Source organism: Microbulbifer sp. NBRC 101763, assembly GCF_040371615.1.
GTDB classification, from domain to species: Bacteria; Pseudomonadota; Gammaproteobacteria; order Pseudomonadales; family Cellvibrionaceae; genus Microbulbifer; species Microbulbifer variabilis.
Window position 1 is genome coordinate 123,575 of the sequence record NZ_BAABQV010000009.1, and the last position, 19,299, is coordinate 142,873.

15 protein-coding genes are annotated in these 19,299 nt (G+C 53.6%); 5 read left to right on the top strand and 10 right to left on the bottom strand.

All coding sequences use genetic code 11. From position 1 onward, the window contains the following. Positions 1–66: 66 nt before the first annotated feature. Both ABWV76_RS20310 and ABWV76_RS20315 read right to left on the bottom strand, forming a co-directional pair. On the bottom strand, positions 67–369 hold the full coding sequence (locus ABWV76_RS20310) for a DUF1330 domain-containing protein (protein ID WP_020411580.1): 303 nt from the start codon (positions 367–369) through the stop codon (positions 67–69). Between the two features lie 58 nt (positions 370–427). Then, positions 428–859 (bottom strand): DUF4345 domain-containing protein, encoded by a 432-nt coding sequence (locus ABWV76_RS20315; protein WP_353377098.1) that lies wholly within the window; start codon positions 857–859, stop codon positions 428–430. Between the two features lie 209 nt (positions 860–1,068). Between ABWV76_RS20315 and ABWV76_RS20320 the strand changes: the two genes are divergently transcribed. The 3 genes from ABWV76_RS20320 to ABWV76_RS20330 all read left to right on the top strand — a co-directional run bounded on the left by ABWV76_RS20320 (position 1,069) and on the right by ABWV76_RS20330 (position 4,826). Next, positions 1,069–1,983: an SDR family NAD(P)-dependent oxidoreductase gene (locus ABWV76_RS20320; protein ID WP_353377099.1), complete on the top strand. Its 915-nt coding sequence runs from the start codon at positions 1,069–1,071 to the stop codon at positions 1,981–1,983. A gap of 119 nt (positions 1,984–2,102) precedes the next feature. After that, positions 2,103–4,019, top strand: a complete 1,917-nt coding sequence (locus ABWV76_RS20325) for a multicopper oxidase family protein (protein WP_353377100.1) — start codon at positions 2,103–2,105, stop codon at positions 4,017–4,019. Positions 4,020–4,403: 384 nt separating this feature from the next. Next, on the top strand, positions 4,404–4,826 hold the full coding sequence (locus ABWV76_RS20330; RefSeq protein WP_353377101.1) for a hypothetical protein: 423 nt from the start codon (positions 4,404–4,406) through the stop codon (positions 4,824–4,826). Positions 4,827–4,886: 60 nt separating this feature from the next. On the opposite strand, the gene ABWV76_RS20335 is transcribed toward ABWV76_RS20330, so the two are convergent. From ABWV76_RS20335 to ABWV76_RS20365, 7 genes are all read right to left on the bottom strand, one after another. Beyond that, positions 4,887–5,786 carry a hydroxymethylglutaryl-CoA lyase gene (locus ABWV76_RS20335; RefSeq protein ID WP_020411585.1) on the bottom strand — a complete coding sequence of 300 codons (900 nt, stop codon included), beginning with the start codon at positions 5,784–5,786 and terminating at the stop codon, positions 4,887–4,889. Further along, positions 5,786–7,786: an acetyl/propionyl/methylcrotonyl-CoA carboxylase subunit alpha gene (locus tag ABWV76_RS20340; RefSeq protein WP_026304902.1), complete on the bottom strand. Its 2,001-nt coding sequence runs from the start codon at positions 7,784–7,786 to the stop codon at positions 5,786–5,788. The genes ABWV76_RS20335 and ABWV76_RS20340 overlap by 1 nt, the downstream gene beginning before the upstream one ends. 4 nt (positions 7,787–7,790) lie before the next feature. Further along, entirely contained in the window at positions 7,791–8,588 is a 798-nt protein-coding gene (locus tag ABWV76_RS20345; RefSeq protein ID WP_282953633.1) for an enoyl-CoA hydratase/isomerase family protein, read from the bottom strand. Positions 8,589–8,660: 72 nt separating this feature from the next. Further along, on the bottom strand, positions 8,661–10,268 hold the full coding sequence (locus tag ABWV76_RS20350; protein WP_282951826.1) for a carboxyl transferase domain-containing protein: 1,608 nt from the start codon (positions 10,266–10,268) through the stop codon (positions 8,661–8,663). 118 nt (positions 10,269–10,386) lie between these two features. Then, positions 10,387–11,556, bottom strand: a complete 1,170-nt coding sequence (locus ABWV76_RS20355) for an isovaleryl-CoA dehydrogenase (RefSeq protein ID WP_353377102.1) — start codon at positions 11,554–11,556, stop codon at positions 10,387–10,389. Between the two features lie 134 nt (positions 11,557–11,690). After that, positions 11,691–12,107: a MerR family transcriptional regulator gene (locus tag ABWV76_RS20360; RefSeq protein ID WP_020411590.1), complete on the bottom strand. Its 417-nt coding sequence runs from the start codon at positions 12,105–12,107 to the stop codon at positions 11,691–11,693. A 129-nt stretch (positions 12,108–12,236) separates the two neighbouring features. Beyond that, positions 12,237–13,319 carry a hypothetical protein gene (locus ABWV76_RS20365; RefSeq protein ID WP_040628081.1) on the bottom strand — a complete coding sequence of 361 codons (1,083 nt, stop codon included), beginning with the start codon at positions 13,317–13,319 and terminating at the stop codon, positions 12,237–12,239. A gap of 362 nt (positions 13,320–13,681) precedes the next feature. On the opposite strand from ABWV76_RS20365, the gene serB reads away from it, so the two are divergent. Beyond that, positions 13,682–14,797 (top strand): phosphoserine phosphatase SerB, encoded by a 1,116-nt coding sequence (serB, locus tag ABWV76_RS20370; protein WP_353377103.1) that lies wholly within the window; start codon positions 13,682–13,684, stop codon positions 14,795–14,797. Positions 14,798–15,311: 514 nt separating this feature from the next. Here serB and ABWV76_RS20375 read toward each other — a convergent pair. Next, entirely contained in the window at positions 15,312–17,255 is a 1,944-nt protein-coding gene (locus tag ABWV76_RS20375; protein WP_020411593.1) for a M1 family metallopeptidase, read from the bottom strand. 311 nt (positions 17,256–17,566) lie between these two features. On the opposite strand from ABWV76_RS20375, the gene ABWV76_RS20380 reads away from it, so the two are divergent. Then, on the top strand, positions 17,567–19,228 hold the full coding sequence (locus ABWV76_RS20380; RefSeq protein ID WP_020411594.1) for an alkaline phosphatase D family protein: 1,662 nt from the start codon (positions 17,567–17,569) through the stop codon (positions 19,226–19,228). Positions 19,229–19,299 lie beyond the last annotated feature (71 nt).

The window sequence follows — 19,299 nt, forward strand, 5'->3', positions numbered from 1 at the left end:
CTGCCTATTTACGTTGGGACGGTGAGATTTTTGAGGAATACCTTCCCGGTTTAGCATGCCTTTAAATCAAATTCGTTCACTAGTGATAAAAAAGCGTAAATGGGCAAATGCCTTGTCCCTCAAAGGAATGATCGCCTGGTAGGCTGGATCATTGAAGAATGCATAGATCGCCTCCCGATCCGGAAAAGATACCACAACAAATGCCTTTGGTGACCGACCTCCGTCCAGGGCTTCTTCCACATCATAAGAGGCGATAGGCACCCCCCCATACTGTTGCATTAATTGCGGAGCCAAACCTATATACTGCTGAAGAGCCTGCGATTCCTGTAGGTTTGGTGAAGACTCTATATGTAAAAATACTGGTAACAAAGCAATAACCTCTTAAGCATAAAAAATTTTAAGTTGCTTGACTAAGAGCTTCTAATGACTAACTTTGAGAGGCCACTCGCCTATGCCAAAAAACCAGAAGTGGAACTATCGCAAGCTCAATAATTGTAGGCGGTAAGACCTGGTCATCCACCAATCCAAATTCCAGAATATTGCTTAAGCGACCCAGACCGCCAATGAAGAGGGATAAAGCCACGAAGTAAAACAATGCTTTATGTTTTTCGATATTGCTCAGGAAATACAGTAGAACCAACCCCTGGGCAAAGAAAACACCAAAGGCAAATCGATATTGATTATCCCCAAATCCTCTCAAGGGGCTATCCGGGCCGAAAAGCATAGCACCACCACTCAGGGCAGCACTGCCATTCAGCCCCCCAAATGCACTGATCCCGCCAGGAACAAAACAGATCACTGCCAGTGCTACCACTAACAATTGGAAAATTTTTCTTTCTATAGAACTCGCCTGATTCACAGTGTCACCTTAGTTTGCCGTATTTGAAGAGATGACCTAATCATATTGGTCGGTAAGGCCCAATTTTTGATATTTCTTGCGGTCTTGGTATCCCATGAGGACAGCAAGAAATATCAAAACCCGAGGCGCTTAACCGCTTATCTTTCCCTCCAACAGCCGGGTATATCCATATCCGGGCACCAGTTCCCAATATCCACAGAGACAGAAAGATGATTAAGAGTGTATTGATTACCGGAGCGAATGCAGGCTTAGGCAGGGAGTGCGCCAAGCAACTGGCGGAGTACCAGCAGATTAACAAGATCTATCTCGGCTGCCGCAATCTGCAGAGAGTCAAAGAAGCCCAGGCCGAGCTGATGTCGGAAACAGGCAGGAATATCTTCGAAGTATTGCTGATCGATGTCGCAGATCAACAATCCGTGAAAGAGGCGGTTCAAACCTTAGACTCCCCAATTGATGCACTGGTTATGAATGCTGGCGGCACTGGAGGTAAAGAGTTTTATAAGAAAACCCCTGAGGGAGTCACACAAATTTTCGCCGTCAACCTGCTCGGGCATGCACTACTGACTAACGAGTTGCTGAAAGCCAATAAATTAACCCAGGCTGCTATCTACGCCGGCTCCGAGGCCGCCCGCGGCGTAAAAGAGATGGGTATGAAGCAACCAGACCTGAAAAGCGCCTCTGTGGAGGAATTTATGCAGATCTGTGAAGGAGAGCTCTATGCCAGTACCAAAGACGCTACGGTGCCCTATGGTCCGATAAAGTATATGGGCGCCCTATGGATGTCTTCCATGGCACGGGAATTCCCCCATATCCGCTTCGTAACCATGAGTCCGGGGGCTACTGTAGGCACAGAGGGCTTCAATACACTGTCGTTATTCAAGCAATATATGATGAAGGGCATGATGCGGATTATGCTGCTATTGGGCAAAGCCCACAAAGTCGAAATAGGCGCCAAGCGCTATATCGATGCCCTGCTGGATACAACATCCTTCCGCACAGGTATTTTTTACGGCAGTGAACGCGGATTGACAGGACCTCTAGGTGAACAGCGGAAGCTTTTCCCGGACCTGGACAACCCTACCTATCAGGACAATGCCAAAACGGCGATCAATCGCTTTATCTAGTGAAGGGTCGCATCAGGTAAGGGCCCTGTGCGCCTTTGTCTGCACTTAAGGTCTCTCCGATCTGACAGTACTCCCTTACCTATACTTGGCTGTTAAATACGAACCACCATGAGCAGCCAATGCTTCGGATATTCTTCTGCCTATTGTTATCACTTCCTGTTTCCCTAATTGCTAGCGAGGAAAAAATTTCCGTCGTCAAGGCACCTCCCCTGACCCTCCTGGATCCAACAACTGTGGATAAATTCGTTAACGAGCTGCCAATACCTGTAGAGATCCGACCCAAGAGCTCAGCTCCACTCAAACTGCCAGCAAGGCCCACCCAGGTTTGGATGGGGCTACGGGATAAGGAAGGCAAACGTTTAATGACAAAGGCCTGGGGTTTTGAGTATGCAGGTCGCATCCACTCTCCCGGCCCTACTATTCGCGCCCGGGAAGGCCAACCGGTATTTGTACACTGGGCCAATGAGCTACCGGGGCCGCATCTATTTCCGGTGGATCGATCCATTCACCTCGCCGATGTAAAAGATCCCAAAGCTGTACCCATGGTTATTCATCTTCACGGCGGGCATACAGAATGGAAAAGTGACGGCAATCCCCTCGCTTGGTACACACGAAATTATCACGAGACGGGCCCGTTATTTGAAAAAAAGATTTACGAATACGACAACTCCCAGGATGCCACCACTATCTGGTATCACGATCACACCCTGGGAATGACCCGACTTAATGTTTATGCAGGATTATTCGGTTTTTACTTGGTCGGCGACGACAATGAAGATCGCCTGATACAGGAAAAACTACTTCCCACAGAAGAGCGTACCTTGGTTGCCGCTATTACAGACAGCCTGTTTAGCTCAGATGGGCAGCTCTATTTTCCTGGTTGGAGGGACCAGCCTCCATCACCGGTTTCCCACAAGGCAGTGAAGGCCAATTGGCCCAACCCTTCTCACCTGGACGAATTTTTTGGCAATTTTATGTTGGTAAACGGCATGGCTTGGCCCAAAGTCAACGTCACACCGCACGTTTATCGACTGCGATTACTCAATGCGTCCGATACACGCACACTGATACTCAGGATCGACGAAGGTACCCCCTTTGTGCAGGTCGGCAGCGACGGTGGCTTTCTCGATCTCCCTGTGCAACTGAACGAGCTGGTATTGGCGCCCGCAGAGCGAGCAGATGTTTTAGTGGATTTCAGTGGTTATGAAGGACACAAACTGACACTGCGAAATTTTGGACCGGATATCCCTTTTAAGGGATTTGTAGAGGCCAATGATCCAAAGAGTTCAATTCCACTGGTATACAACCCTGATGGTAAACGTGTATTAAGTGATGGGCGCGGTGGCACCACACCAGCTACCGACCCCGATACCACTGGCCAAGTTTTGCAATTCCATATTGCTTCGGCGCCTGCAAAAGCCTCTCCCGATAAACAGAAAGCAGCGGTCAAAGATATGATTGGAGATTTAAAGCTAACCTTGAATACTCCCCTGCGCCCTCCACTTAATAGGCTTAGTCAAGCGAACTACACACGACAGCTTGCCACCTACCGCCTGGACGACCCCTATGGCCGTAATCTGCTGATGTTAGGTCCAGTAAAAGAAGGCTCCCTATTTTTCGAGGACCCTACCACGGAAATTATCCAGCACAACGCCGTAGAGATCTGGGAGATATACAACCCTACAGTATCGGCTCATCCAATCCATATTCATCTGGTGGAATTCCAAGTGCTGGATCGTCAGCCTTTTAAAGGCAAACTTATCCCCAAGCCGCAGAAATTTATGCATACCGATAAGGTATTTCAGGGGGCACGACTGGAAGTAACATCTCTACAGGGGAAACCCCTTCCACCACAACCAGAAGAAAGCGGCCCTAAAGATACGGTCATTGCCCTTCCCGGCCAAGTAACACGGGTAATAGCTCGCTTTGACCGTGAGGGCCTCTATGTATGGCACTGTCATCTACTCTCCCATGAAGATTACGATATGATGCGACCGTTTAAGGTATTGGCGCCTAAACCGGAAAATAATCACTAAACAGATAACCTTTAATCTCAACTCAAGACCGGAGTATTGATTGGCTATCATTATTCAACAACTCAAATTTAATAAGACAATAAGAAGCAAATACAGCAATTTCTAGCTATAGGCTTAAAACAACCAACCAACAAAAACTTACTGAAATAGAAACAAAAAAGCTTACCACCTGCGACAATTAACCCTATATAGAAAACCAAAAAACCCAGGTTAAAAATTATTATCCACACCTACTCTTTCCTTTTTTAGGCGCAGCACGGGAGCTTCTGGTAATAACTATCACTTGCAAATATGGCGGTTAATTCCAATTAAACGAGGGGTACAAAATAATAATAAATCGATTTCAATCTTTCTTAATTAACCATAAAATGGCCGGGCTAAAAATTGACAGATGATTTTCATTACACTTTAAGTGAGTTAAGAGTTTTTAATTATATTATGAAAATGAAAAATTTATTCTCCGGACTACTACTAGCGCTACTAGCCAGCACCAGTTTTGCATCAAGTACAATTGAGCCTAATAAAACTATCGAAGGCATTACTACCTATAAATACTATGCAGTTATTAAATTCTCACCAAATGCTAGCGGCAACGAATTAGGGGAAGGCTGCCCATCAGCTTCCAGCAACCATGTAGTCATAGAATTCGACCGCAATGATGGAACAAATAATAATGACACGAAAGAGCAATTCTCATCACTTTTGTCTGCATATTTTGCAAAATCTAATACTGTAGGTTTTGGAGTAGAGGATTGCAGGGAAGGTAACGGAAATAATTACCCACTAATTTATCGGGTAAATATCTGATCTTCGCTAATAAGTGAATCCATAGTATCTGGGCGGTGTTCCAACCGCCCTAGAAATTTCTCAGCAAGGCACCAAAGCCTTGGCCACACGGGAGTTGGTCTCCCGCCCCAGCTGTTCAGAAATAAAGTTCCCAGCCTCTGCCAGCAACTGCAAATCCACGCCGGTTTCAATACCCATGCCATTGAGCATATAGAGTACATCCTCACTGGCAACATTACCGGAAGCGCCGCGGGCATAGGGGCAGCCGCCCAGGCCAGCTACGGCGGAATCTACTACTGCGACACCCATTTGTAAGGCCGCGTAGATATTGGCCAAGGCCTGGCCGTAGGTATCGTGGAAATGCACCGCAAGTTTTTCCACAGGTACACGGGCCATCACCTGTTTCAGCATACGCTTGGCGGCTTCCGGGGTGCCGACACCGATGGTGTCGCCCAAGGAAATTTCGTAGCAACCCATTTCCAATAGAGCGGCACTGACTTCTGCCACTTTGGCCGGATCAATATCGCCTTCATAGGGGCAACCAAGTACGCAGGATACGTATCCGCGCACGGGTATACCGCCTTGCTTGGCTTTTTCCACCAGTGGACGGAAGCGCTCAAGACTCTCAGCAATACTGCAATTAATATTTTTCTGGGTGAAGGCTTCTGAGGCCGCGCCGAATACGGCGACCTCATCCGCTTTGGCTTCCACTGCGCGCTCATAGCCTTTTAAGTTTGGCGTGAGGGCGCTGTAGATAACACCGTCTTTGCGCTGGATACCCGCCAGCACTTCCTCGCTGGCGGCCATTTGCGGTACCCACTTGGGGCTGACAAAGCTGCCGGCTTCAATAACCGACAGCCCGCTGGCACTGAGCTTGTCCACCAGCGCGATACGGGTCTCCACAGAGATAGGCTGCTTTTCATTTTGCAACCCATCGCGGGGGCCCACTTCGACGATTTTGACTTGCTTGGGCAAAGTCATTACTGTTCCTCCCCGGCAAAATCCACCAGCAGGCTACCGCCATCCACTAATTCACCTTCGGCGCAGAAGAACTGCTGCACAGTGCCGGCTGCTGGAGCCCGCAGGGTGTGTTCCATTTTCATGGCTTCCATGACCAGTAGCGGCTGGTCTTTTTCTACTGTAGAGCCGGGCTCAACCAGCAGCGAAATTATGGTGCCGTTCATGGGGGCATCGAGGCCGTGGGCCTGGTCATTGCTCTCACCGATATCTGGTGGCAGCAACTTGAATTCCACCTGGGTGCCATCGATAAATACAGCACCACCATCGCGGGTATCCACGGCGGAGAAACTCATGCGACGGCCATCCACCAGCATCAAGTCGCGTCCCGGCAGCAGGCGAATGTCACCGCTGTTATGTTCCTCAGGCAAGGCATCGCAAGTCCAGCGCAGGCTATCGCCCTCTGCAACAAAGCGAATTTGAGCGTGCTGGCCACGGTAGTCCACCGTCTGGGTGCGACTGCCGGCCAGAGCATTGCGCCAGTTATCGCCATTATGCCAGGGAGAGAAAGGATCCCGCTGGGGTGCGCTGTTGCGCAGATCGCGCTCTTCACGCTGCTGCAAATAACCGGCAATAGCAGCGCATTTCAGCGGCGTCAGTGTCTGCTCCTGGTGCAGTACTTCCGCTTCGTAATCCTCGATAAAGTGGGTCGAAATACAACCGCTGGCAAATGCCTGGTGATTGATCACTCTGCGCAGGAATTCGATATTGTGGCGCACACCGGCAATCTGATAATCACGCAATGCGCGATCCAGTTTGGCCAGGGCTTCTTTGCGGGTGCGGCCGTGGCAGATCAATTTGGCGATCATCGGGTCGTAATGCACACTGATTTCATCGCCGGTCTGCACGCCGGTGTCCACCCGCACGCCCTCGCCTTCCGCCGGGGGCTGGTGGCGCACCAACACGCCAGTTGCCGGCAGGAAATCATTATCCGGGTCTTCGGCGTAGATGCGCACTTCCATGGCGTGGCCATTGATCTGCAGCTCATCCTGGCCCATGGGCAGGGTATCGCCAGCGGCAACTGACAGCTGCCAGGCCACCAGGTCCTGGGCAGTGATCATTTCCGTAACCGGGTGCTCCACCTGCAGGCGGGTATTCATTTCCATAAAGTAGAAGGCACCGCTGGCATCCAGCAGGAATTCCACCGTGCCGGCACCCACGTAACCAATCGCGTGGGCCGCACGCAGAGCCGCTTCACCCATGCGGGCGCGCAGCTCCGGAGTCATGCCCGGTGCGGGAGCTTCCTCCACTACTTTTTGGTGGCGGCGCTGCACCGAGCAATCCCGCTCAAACAGATAGACACCGTTGCCCTGCTGATCGCAGAACACCTGAATTTCCACATGGCGGGGACTCACCACATAGCGCTCCAGCAGCATGATGTCGTCGCCAAAGGCATTCATGGCCTCACGCTTGGCAGCGCCCAGTGCTTCGTGGAATTCACCGGCACTGTCGACACGGCGCATGCCCTTACCACCACCGCCGGCAGCGGCTTTCAGCAATACCGGGTAACCGATGCGGTTGGCGTGACCTTCCAGCAGCTCTTCATTTTGGTTGGTGCCGTGGTAACCGGGCACCAGGGGCACATTGGCCTCTTCCATAATACGTTTGGCGGCGGACTTGGAGCCCATCGCCTCAATCGCGCCGGTGGGCGGGCCGACAAAAATAATGCCGGCGCTATCGCAGGCGCGGCAAAACTCGGCATTTTCCGACAGGAAGCCGTAACCCGGATGGATGGCATCCGCGCCTGTCTGCTTCGCAGCACCCAATACCTTGTCAATATCCAGGTAGGAATCCCTGGCCGGCGCCGGACCCAGGTGTACCGCTTCGTCCGCCATCTGCACATGCAGGGCGTCGGCATCCGCATCGGAATAGACGGCAACGGTGGCCACCCCCAGGCGGCGGGCGGTCTTTATAATACGGCAGGCGATTTCGCCGCGATTAGCTATTAACAGTTTGCGAATCATAAAATTATCCTTCGCCACCATTCATCCACTTGGGTGCGCGCTTTTCCAAAAACGCACTCAACCCTTCCTGTCCTTCCGGCGATACACGCACGGCAGCGATCAGCGCGCTGGTCTGGCCCTGCAATTCATCGTTGATAACCCGGTTGGACATGGACATGGCCAGTTGCTTGGCCATGGCGACCGCTTTGGGGCCATTATCGGCGATGGCATTCACTAATTTCTGCACATGCAGGTCCAGGTCGCCCTCGGCGCAGACTTCGGATACCAAGCCCATTTGTTCCGCGCGCTCGGCGGAGAAGCGCTCCGCCGTAACAAAGTAACGGCGCGCGTGGCGGGTGCCGATCGCATTGATGACATAGGGGCTGATGGTGGCGGGCAGCAGCCCGATTTTGACTTCAGACAAACAGAAGCTGGCGCGCTCAGAGGCCACGGCCATATCGCAGCAGCTCACCAGGCCCACGGCCCCGCCAAATGCAGCGCCCTGTACCCGCGCGATAGTAGGCGCAGGGAAGGTATCGAGCTTGTACAGCATGGCGGCAAGCGCAGCGGCGTCTCGGCGGTTTTCCTCTTCTGAGTAGGTCGCCATGCGCTTCATCCAGTTGAGGTCGGCTCCGGCAGAAAAGCTCTTGCCATTGGAAGCCAGTACCAACACACGTACAGCGGGGTTTTGCGCCAGGGTGTCAAAGGTGGTGGCCAGCTCGTGGATCAGTTCATCATCAAAAGCGTTGTGGATTTCCGGCCGGTTCAGGGTGACCGTGGCCACGCCCTCGCTATCCACTTCGCACAGCAATTTATCGCTCATTGTTATTCCTCGATTGGGGCGTCTCTCAAAAGCGGCACCGGAACATTTCATTGGCGCCGCAACCACGGTTCCTTACATACGGAACACGCCGAACCTGGTCTCTTCCGGCTCCTTGTGGCTCGCCGCCGCCAGGCACAGACCGAGCACGCGGCGGGTATCCGCCGGATCGATAACGCCGTCATCCCACAAGCGCGCGGAGGCGTAGTAGGGGTGCCCCTGGTGTTCGTAGTTATCCACAATCGGCTGTTTAAACTGGCGCTCTTCCTCTTCGCTCCAGGATTCACCCCGGGCGGCCATCTGGTCGCGCTTCACCTGGGCCAATACGCCAGCAGCCTGTTCACCCCCCATAACCGAGATGCGCGCATTGGGCCACATAAACAGGAAGTTGGGATCGTAGGCGCGGCCACACATACCGTAGTTACCGGCGCCGAAAGAGCCGCCGATGAGGATGGTAATTTTGGGCACCTTGGCGGTAGCGACAGCGGTCACCATCTTGGCGCCGTGTTTGGCGATGCCGCCCGCCTCGTACTGTTTGCCCACCATGAAACCAGTGATATTTTGCAGGAAAACCAATGGAATCTTGCGCTGCGCACACAGCTCAATAAAGTGCGCGCCCTTCTGTGCACTCTCCGCAAACAGGATGCCGTTGTTGGCAACAATTCCCACCGGATAGCCCTGGATACGGGCAAAACCAGTTACCAGAGTGGTGCCGTACAACGCTTTAAATTCATCGAACTCCGATCCGTCCACAACCCGCGCGATAATCTCGCGCACGTCAAAAGGCTGGCGCGAATCCTTGGGCACCACACCGTAAATATCTTCCGGTGGATAAATCGGCTCCACTGGCTTTTGGATATCCAGGCCGGGATTTTTGATGCGATTCAGGCGCGCTACAGAGCGCCGCGCCAACTGCAGCGCATGTACGTCGTTATTGGCGTAGTGATCAGAAACCCCGGAAGTGCGACAGTGCACCTCGGCACCGCCGAGCTCCTCAGCGGAAACTTCTTCACCGGTGGCCGCTTTCACCAGGGGCGGGCCCGCCAGGAAGATGGTGGCCTGCTCTTTCACCATAATGGATTCGTCTGCCATGGCCGGCACATAGGCTCCACCGGCGGTGCAGCTACCCATAACCACCGCGATCTGCGGAATATTCTGTGCAGAGAGATTGGCCTGGTTAAAGAAGATGCGACCGAAGTGCTCACGGTCTGGGAAAACGTCGTCCTGGCGCGGCAAATTGGCACCACCGGAATCCACCAGGTAAATGCACGGCAGATTGTTCTGCTCGGCGATGGTCTGCGCGCGCAGGTGTTTTTTTACTGTGAGGGGATAATAGGTTCCACCTTTTACAGTGGCATCGTTGGCCACTATCACACAGGGCTGACCGGAGACGGTGCCGATGCCGGTAATAATACCCGCAGCCGGAACATCCTCACCGTAAACCTCGTGAGCGGCCAGCTGGGAAAATTCCATAAAAGGGCTACCCGGATCGAGCAGCGCATCGATACGGTCCCGTGGCAATAATTTTCCTCGCGCCAGGTGTTTTTCCCTTGCGCGCTCGCCGCCGCCCTGGGCGATGGCTTCCACTTTCTCGCGCAGGTCTGCCACCAGCGCCTGCATCTGCTCGCGGTTTTCGCCAAAGGCGGTATCGCGCGTGTTTATTTTGCTCTGCAACTGATTCATAAAGTCCGATTCACTTTCCCGGAGAAAAGACCTCCACAGGGCGCAGCTTATTGCCGCAGTGCCCGGCTGGAGACAGCTGCCGCCGGCAGGCGCCGGCGGCGAGAAGAAATGCCCAGCCTTAGCGGGTCTCTTTAAACAGCTCGCGACCAATCAGCATACGGCGCACTTCAGAAGTGCCCGCGCCGATTTCGTAGAGCTTGGCATCGCGCAGCAGACGACCGGTAGCGTACTCGTTGATGTAGCCATTGCCACCCAGTGTCTGGATAGCCTGCAGGGCCATCTGTGTTGCGCGCTCCGCAGTAAACAGGATTACAGCGGCGGCGTCCTTGCGCGAGTCCTCACCGCGATCACAAGCCCGGGCCACAGCGTACAGGTAAGAGCGGCTGGCATTCAGGTCAGCGTACATATCGGCGATCTTGCCCTGCATCAACTGGAATTCACCGATGGCCTTGCCGAACTGCTTGCGCTCGTGAATATAGGGAACCACCACATCCAGGCAGGCCTGCATAATACCGACAGGGCCTCCGGAGAGAATGGTGCGCTCGTAGTCGAGACCGCTCATCAATACGCGTACACCGCCATTCAGTTCACCGAGGATATTTTCTTCCGGCACTTCACAGTCTTCGAACACCAGCTCACAGGTGTTGGAACCGCGCATGCCCAGCTTGTCGAGCTTTTGCGCCTGGGAGAAGCCGGCAAAACCGCGCTCAACGATAAATGCAGTGATACCACCGGAGCTGATGCCCGGCTCAGTGCGCGCGTAGATCACATAGGTATCGGCATCGGGACCGTTGGTGATCCACATTTTATTGCCGTTCAAAATAAAGCGATCACCGCGCTTCTCGGCGCGCAGTTGCAGACTTACCACGTCGGAACCGGAGTTGGGTTCACTCATGGCCAAGGCGCCCACATGTTCACCGGAACACAGCTTGGGCAGGTATTTGAGCTTCTGCTCGCGGGTACCATTTTTACGGATCTGGTTTACGCACAGGTTGGAGTGGGCACCGTAGGACAAGCCCACAGAAGCAGAGGCGCGGGAAATCTCTTCCATGGCCACAGCGTGTGCCAGGTAACCCATATTGGAACCGCCGAACTCCTCTTCCACGGTCATGCCCAGCAGACCCAGCTCGCCAAACTTCTTCCACATATCCGCTGGGAACAGGTTGTCTTCATCGATCTGCGCCGCGCGTGGGGCCAGCTCCGCCTGGCAGAACTTGTAAACCATGTCACGGAGCATATCGATCTCTTCACCGAGACCGAAATTCAGAGTTGGGTAGGAGGTATTCATAATGACTCCACGTTAAATTTGCGAGTTTTAATTAAATTGGCCGCGCCTGCGACTGCCGTTACATCAGGCGCCCCCGTAAAACCTCTGGAGGTCACCGGCAATCGCACACTTGCCGAAATTTTCAGGATTTTGGTTTAGGGGTTGTCCTCTCTGCGGCTCTTCACCAGGGCCGCTTGTGCACGGACCTCGGCTTCGTCCAGCTCCCCCATCAGGCTTTCTATATCTCTCAGCTGCTGCTGCAACAGTGCACGCTTCTGGGCAATGCGCTCCAGCAGGCGCTGCAACTGCTCCACATTGCCATGAGCGGGATCGTACATATCGATAATCTCGCGGCTCTCATCCAGGGAGAACCCCAAGCGCTTACCGCGCAAAATCAGCTTCAGCCGTACCCGCTCCTCAGGGCTATAAACACGGGTCTGGCCGCGCCGCTCAGGTTTGAGCAGTCCCTTGTCCTCATAGAAACGGATGGCGCGGGTAGTGATATCAAATTCACGGGCCAACTCCGAAATACTGTAACTATGGGGCTCTACGATACTGGCTTTGGCTTTCATAAGTACTTCCTCGAGACGCAACCAAGCCTAACAAGAGTTTACGTTAACGTAAACGTAAGGCAGGTGCCAAAAAATAACTACGGAGAGCAAACGGGTCATTTACTCGCCGCTGTGACCAGCGGTAGGTATTCAGGCGCCCAATAGTTGTTGCAACTGGTTGTTAAGCAACTTTTGATACGAGGGCGTCAGCCCCGTAACTTCCAGGTTCCAGCCAGCGCCATGGTGCTCGATGCGTCCGGCCAGGGAGGTTTCCTCCAGCAGCTCCGGATGCAGGAACAATCCACGGGATTGATTTAGCAGCTGCTCGGCGGAGAAGTCCGGCGAGCCAGGCTCGCAGGGCACCACAGCCAGGGCCAGCTTCAGACCAGTGGCTCGGCTGACACTCTGCATCTCCCGCAACAATAGACCACAGCAGACCGCGCGAAAGGCTGCATCAGTGCCGGAAAACCCCAGGCCAACCTGAGGCCCGGCGCTACTCAGAGGGTGGGCACCGTAAATTCGGCGCAGTAGCTGCATGCGCCCATCCAGTTCCCGCTGTATTCCCTCAAGCGCACTGCGGCTCAGTTGGTTGGTCAACTGAGCCCAATTCAGGGGGCGCAGGTAAAGGCCTATAGAGTCCCCTTTTTCTTCAGGAATATTCACCGATGCGTGAGACTCTTCAGAAGGCAGACTGCGCGGTGCGGAGAAGCCTCCTGCCATCAGTGCCGCCACTGCACTAAAAGGCAAAGCAAAGACCAGGGTCAGCAACAAACTGGCCCAAGGAAAAGTAACACCCGCACCGGGAGCCAGGGCCACGGTAACATTGCCAGCGATACTATCGTGTAACACAACTGGCACACTGATGGTCTCACCATTTTTTAAATCGCCCACTTCTGCCAGACTATTGGACTCCACATCTTCAATAGAGATACCAATGACGGCAGGCAACTCTAGTAATTGCCGGGCCAGTAGCTGCATGCTGATTCGATCATCAGCAACGATACGCTCCAGGCTCTGCCCTGCGAGAAAACTGGCGGCAGCCTGCGCCGAGGCCCGGTCTTTTTCCACAGCATCAGCATGTCGCTGCCCATAGTAATGGCCAAGAGCAGCGCTGCAGAATACGGCCAGAATCACCCAAATCGCTACGGCCAGCAGGCGCTGGCGAATACGTTTAGATAGGCGTGCAAATTGTTCGGGCAACTTGCGCAACAGAGAAATAATCGATACAGACATATTAAGCGGCTGAAATACCTTGCCTTGTTTTTTTATTACCTTGCGTTTCTTTTTCCTTTCGTCTTTATAAATCATCCTGACTGATAAAGACGTCGCCCAAAAAACACTGGCAAAGGTGCATGGACCCACTGGTGTTTTTAGGCTCACGACGGCCTGCGGCCGCGGCGTATTTTATCCTCACAAAAAGCCAATAAGGCCCAGTGTAATTTCCTGTGCCGTTGGTCGATCCGGCAACAAAATAGTTCCACGGGTTTTTTTATTTTGTAACAAATAAGCGGGCCCAGGCTGCGGCGCTGATTTTAACGAAGATTCCCGCTAGAGCTATAATGCGTCGCTTATTGATTAAATTGGGGAGCTGCGCCATGGGCGACGAGACAAAAGCACAAGAATTTCATCTGCCCCTGGCACAAGTTATCCAGTCGCCCCTGGACAGCCCTGTGCGCTACCTCACCTATAGCGGCAACTATGCGCGACTGGGGCTTGAATACAGAGGTGCAGACCCTTTTCCGGACGCCACCAGTTGTGAGCTGAGCTTGCCCAGTGCTAAGCCTTCAGTCGTACAGTCCCCTTGGTGTTTAACCCTTCTGAGCCCAGCCGCCACCCTGACACAGCTACAACGCGTACTAAAGCTTTGTACCGAACAACAATGGCAAATCAACACTATCGACACTCTCGCCCACCGGCATGAGTGCACGGTAATTCGCCTCCAGCTCAGTGCTGAGTTGGAATTTTCCCCTGCGCGTTTCGCTTGCCTGCAACTGGCCGAGGAAATCGGAGCCGACCTGGTTTTACAGGATGGGGCCAGCCAGAGAGTACCGACACTGGCAGGCTTCGACATGGATTCCACTCTAATTGATGCGGAGGTGATCGACGAGCTGGCCAAGGTTACCGGTATCGGCGATCAGGTAGCAGCCATCACCGCAGCCGCGATGCGTGGCGAGCTGGATTTCCGGGATAGTTTCAAAAAACGTATGGCGCTACTCAAGGGCTTCTCCGAACAGCGCCTGGCAGAAATTGCCCAACAATTGCCCCTAAAGAAAGGGGCACAGAAACTGTTGTACTGCCTGCGTGAGCTTGAGTGCAAAACCGTCATTCTGTCCGGGGGCTTTACTTACTTCGCCAACTTCCTGCAGAGGGAACGACTTGCCGTAGATTTGATATACGCCAATGATTTGGAATTTGCCGAGGGTGCACTCACCGGTGAAGTGATAGAACCTATCGTGGACGGAACGCGCAAGCGGTTGTTGCTGGAGGAAACAGCAAGGAATATGGGGCTGTCGCTGGAACAAGTGATTGCAGTCGGGGACGGGGCCAATGATATCCCCATGTTGAACCTGGGTGCCCTGGGTATCGCGATTCACCCAAAGCCTAAGGTACTCCTGGAGGCACCACAGGCGATCACCCTATTCGGTCTTGATGCGGCACTATACCTATTCGGCCTTAACGACCGCCAGATTGCCGAGCTGGGGCAACCCTGAAGCTGCCCCAGGAAAAGTCAGGTCATTGCATGTGGGAAGGGAAATGAATTCGGCCGGTTATCAGAACAGGCGCTCGGCTCATACTCACAGCCAACGGCCAAAAAACTGAGAAAAGCCAGCATTAAAATCCGTCTGTACACAGGTACCTCCCTTTGCCTTAATGGATTTTTATTCGAGCAGCAGGGTACGCAAAGGGTTCCGCTTTGAACAGCAGTTTAATGATTTTTATGCCAGAAAATTGACGTGAAAATCTTCTTTTTGTACCAATTCGTTCAGCTTTGCTACACAAGAGATTACACAGGCATTTTTTAGTATTGCCCGCCGCTCAAACGGTACCCAAAAGCCACTTTAGCGGATTTATTTTGTTAATCTTTGGAAAGAGTAAAAATGGGAAGATGCAGATAAAAAACCAGGGAAAACTTGTTGGTAGCCAGTGTTGCACTGGCCCCAATCGGTATAAAGGGCGGCGATTTCGGTGCACAGCACCAAAATCGCACAAGCGACGAAGGTCGATCTAGCCCTCTTTCTTACCGTAAATTACCAGGCTGTTCACTTTCACCGTCAGCGGGTGATACCCCACCTTGGCGCGCTCGAAAATGCGTGCGGCCACATCCTGTTTCCCAGACTCAACCATATTGCGATACAGCGGGCGCAGGAACTTGTTGCGGCCGATGCTGGTGAGGAAGCTCTCCAAACGATCGAAGGCCGGCTCATAGTCATTGCGCACAGCAATCATCAGCCAGCTGAAGGCCACTTCGTTATTGCGGGATTTGGTCAGGCCAAAGGCGCTGTCCAGTTCTTTCAACTGCGCTTCCGTCAGCTTCTCAGGCATACCGTCGAGGAAATACTTCCACTGATGGAAGGTCCAGCCTTTGGTATCGATATCCTTCGCCGCCAATTTGCCGTCCAACCATTGCTGACGCACCGGGTCCAACTTGCTGAAGGCATCGGACTGCGGGTGCGGTGCACCTTCGGGAATACCCGGCTCGAAGATCCACTGGTGAATCCGCTCGCGATCCAGTTTATCGGCGTGCTCAACCAGCAGGGTCTTGTCGAGGTACTTAACGAAGTCCTCAGTGGTGATGCTCTGGAAGGAGAAGTGGTTGAAGTACTCCATCAGGAAGCGGTCAAACGCTTCGCGGCCTACTTTCTGCTCCAGCTCATACAGGAACAGTGAACCTTTCTCGTAGGGAATATTGGAGAACACTTCATCGGGATCACGGCCGCGCAGGTCGATCGCCATAATCTCATCGCGGGGCTCTTTGTCCGCGAGGTCCGCTTGCAGATCGTCATAACCCAGGGCCATTTCCATCTGGTAACGCTCGTCACCATAGACAAACTGCATGATGCGGTTGGTCAGGTAAGTAGTGAAGCCCTCGTTCAGCCATAAGTCGCGCCAGCTGGCATTGGTCACCAGATTGCCGGACCAGGAATGGGCCAATTCGTGGGCGATCAGGGCCACCAGGCTTTTGTCACCGGCGATTACGGTTGGAGTGATAAAGCTCAGACGCGGGTTTTCCATACCGCCAAAGGGGAAGCTGGGCGGCAGGATCAGCAGGTCATAGCGGTCCCAATGGTAGGGGCCGTAAACCTTCTCGGTCACCTCCAGCATGGATTCGGTATCGGCGAACTCCGCCGCTGCAGATTCCAACATGGAGGGTTCGGCGTAGACACCAGTGCGCTTGCCCATGGGTTTGAATTGCAGGTCGCCAACCGCCAGGGCGATCAGGTAGGAGGGAATGCGCTGGGGCATTTCGAACTCGTAAACGCCATCTTTGGCCGCCTGCGGGTCATTGTTCGCACTCATCACCGCGCGCAGTTCTTTCGGGGTACGAACGGTCGCCTTGTAAGTGATACGAACTTTCGGGGAGTCCTGCAGCGGAATAAAGCTACGCGCATGGATCGCCTGGGCCTGAGTGAACAAGAACGGGTGCTTCTTGCCCGCCGTCTGTTGAGGCTCAAGCCACTGTACGCCAGAGGCGCCAGGCACTGTGCGATAGCGGATGGTGATGCTGTTGGCATCTTCCGGCAACTCAATATTCAGCGGGGTGCCCAGGTGACCGTCTTTCTCGCCCATGGAGAATTTCACCGGCGCACCATTGGCTGCTACAGAAACCACTTCCAGCTCGCGGGTGTCGAGCACCATCGGCAGGTTCTTGTCGTTGAGGCGCTTGAAGTCCAGCTGGGCTTCGCCCTCGAGAACCTTGCGGGAGAAGTCTACAGTCAGGTCCAGATCCAGGTGCTGTACCTGGTAGTCATTACTGTTGGCAAAGGAGTGGTAATCCACACCGGATTCAGGCGCCTTCTCAGCGGCACTTTTCTTTTCAATCACGGCGGCTGCTTTTACCGACGCGCTTGCACTCTCAGCTTCGACTTTAGACGGCTCGGTCTTTGAGCACCCGCCGGCTACGGCGAGGCCGCCGACAATCAGGCTGGTGCAAAGTAAGCGGGGCAACATGGATCTACTCCCAGGGTGTTCTGTTTTTAATCGCGACACAGCATACCCGAGAGTGCACAGATGCGGAATGATAGGGAGTTAATCGGCGGCGGTAACAGCCCTAAGGTCATCCCCCAAAGCATCCTCAAGCCGACAGTCATACTTTTTAATGCCTTCAAAATAGACAAAAGTCTCACTTTAGCTCGCTGCGGACGAATTTACCGACTAATTGAGCTGCTTCAGAAAAAATCTGACTGGAAATTAACAAAGCGTTCACCTTTCGAAGACAGACTGCGTGTCCTTTATAACAAGCACATAAAAAGGAGAGCACTATGTCTTTGTCCCGGAGGCGATTTCTGCAATTTTCCAGCGCCGGCCTGGCATCCCTGCCACTTCTTAAGGCCTACGGCTCCGGCCAGCAGCCTTTCCAGCACGGCGTTGCCAGCGGTGATCCCCTGGCCGATCGCGTGATTCTCTGGACCAGGATTACCCCATCGGAAGACCCTTTATTCCAGTCCATGGTGCCCTATAGCTGGCAAATCGCCCTGGACCCGGAAATGGCGCTGGTAGTGAACAGCGGCAACGGCATGACCGGCCCCGAAGTGGACTACACCATCAAGGTGGATGCCAGTGGCCTGCAGCCTGGGACAACTTACTACTACCGTTTTTATTCCAACAGCATGGACTCTCCTGTAGGGCGAACCAGGACCCTGCCTGTAGGTCATGTGGACCGCCTGCGTTTTGCAGTAACCAGCTGCTCCAACTATCCAATGGGCTTTTTCAACGTCTACCGTGAAATCGCTCAACGTCCCGATTTGGATGTGGTACTGCACCTGGGTGACTACATCTATGAATACGGCCCCGGCGGCTTTGGCACCGGCACCGGGCTTGGACGCGAACCTATCCCCGCGAAGGAAATGGTGGGTATCCAGGATTATCGCCTGCGCTACGCCCAGTATCGTTCCGACCCCGACTTGCAGGAAGTCCATCGCCAACACCCGTTTATTTGTGTTTGGGACGATCACGAAACCACAAACAATGCCTGGGCCGGTGGGGCAGAAAACCACGATCCCCAAGATGGCGAAGGTGACTGGTATGTGCGTCGCTCAGTGGCAAATAAGGCCTACTTCGAGTGGATGCCCATCCGCGACAACGGCATTCTGGACGTATTTGGGGATAGAGCCATTTATCGCAGTTTCCGTTACGGAAACCTGATGGACCTGATGATGCTGGATACCCGCATCGCCGCAAGGGATGAACAGGCCAACTGGTTTGACCAGAAAACAGCCGACAATCCAGAGCGCAGCTTACTCGGCCGACAGCAGGAAGAATGGTTGTACCGCGGCCTCACCCAATCTCAATCGGACGGTGTACGCTGGCGGGTACTCGGACAACAGGTGATGATGGCGCAGCTCACCCTGGCCAAGGATTTCTCCATTAACATGGATCAGTGGGATGGTTATACCGCCTCCCGTACTCGGTTATTCGATCACATTGCCAACAACAACATCGAAAACTTCTTTGTGCTCACCGGAGATATTCACAGTTCCTGGGCCTGGGACTTGGCCAGCAACCCATTCAGCATTCTCGAATACGGACGCCTTACCGGTCGCGGTGCTCTCGGGGGAGAGTTTGTAACTCCCGGCGTAACCTCCAGCTTCCTCGATAAGTCACATCTAACTGACGTAGCCGCGATCGCCATGGACGGATTAATTCCGCACTTAAAGTGGGTCAATGTCACCCAGCGCGGCTATTTGCTGATGGATGTTTCCCACTCCCGTGCCAAGGCCCACTGGTACCATGTGGATACCGTCACCAGTAAGAGCTACAACGCTAGCCTGGCGAGGATGTACAAGCAGAAGGCCGGCCAAAACCACGTACAACGCGCTTGGAGCGAGAGCACAGCCCCGGAGAATGCACCGGCGCCTGCGCCTGAGTATGGCGCCCTGGCCCGCAATGCTATCGCTGCCCTGCGCAACCGCTACAACGTATGACCTCACAGAGCTAGGTCCTGTAAAAAAAAGCGCGTAACCCGATGGGAAACGCGCTTTTCTTACAGATATAG

Bases quoted from the DNA above. Each gene is read 5' to 3' on its own strand.
- ABWV76_RS20345 (WP_282953633.1), bottom strand. From the start codon at position 8,588: ATGAGCGATAAATTGCTGTGCGAAGTGGATAGCGAGGGCGTGGCCACG.
- ABWV76_RS20325 (WP_353377100.1), top strand. From the start codon at position 2,103: ATGCTTCGGATATTCTTCTGCCTATTGTTATCACTTCCTGTTTCCCTA.
- serB (WP_353377103.1), top strand. From the start codon at position 13,682: ATGGGCGACGAGACAAAAGCACAAGAATTTCATCTGCCCCTGGCACAA.
- ABWV76_RS20335 (WP_020411585.1), bottom strand. From the start codon at position 5,786: ATGACTTTGCCCAAGCAAGTCAAAATCGTCGAAGTGGGCCCCCGCGAT.
- ABWV76_RS20350 (WP_282951826.1), bottom strand. From the start codon at position 10,268: ATGAATCAGTTGCAGAGCAAAATAAACACGCGCGATACCGCCTTTGGC.
- ABWV76_RS20360 (WP_020411590.1), bottom strand. From the start codon at position 12,107: ATGAAAGCCAAAGCCAGTATCGTAGAGCCCCATAGTTACAGTATTTCG.
- ABWV76_RS20375 (WP_020411593.1), bottom strand. From the start codon at position 17,255: ATGTTGCCCCGCTTACTTTGCACCAGCCTGATTGTCGGCGGCCTCGCC.
- ABWV76_RS20355 (WP_353377102.1), bottom strand. From the start codon at position 11,556: ATGAATACCTCCTACCCAACTCTGAATTTCGGTCTCGGTGAAGAGATC.
- ABWV76_RS20320 (WP_353377099.1), top strand. From the start codon at position 1,069: ATGATTAAGAGTGTATTGATTACCGGAGCGAATGCAGGCTTAGGCAGG.
- ABWV76_RS20340 (WP_026304902.1), bottom strand. From the start codon at position 7,786: ATGATTCGCAAACTGTTAATAGCTAATCGCGGCGAAATCGCCTGCCGT.
- ABWV76_RS20365 (WP_040628081.1), bottom strand. From the start codon at position 13,319: ATGTCTGTATCGATTATTTCTCTGTTGCGCAAGTTGCCCGAACAATTT.
- ABWV76_RS20380 (WP_020411594.1), top strand. From the start codon at position 17,567: ATGTCTTTGTCCCGGAGGCGATTTCTGCAATTTTCCAGCGCCGGCCTG.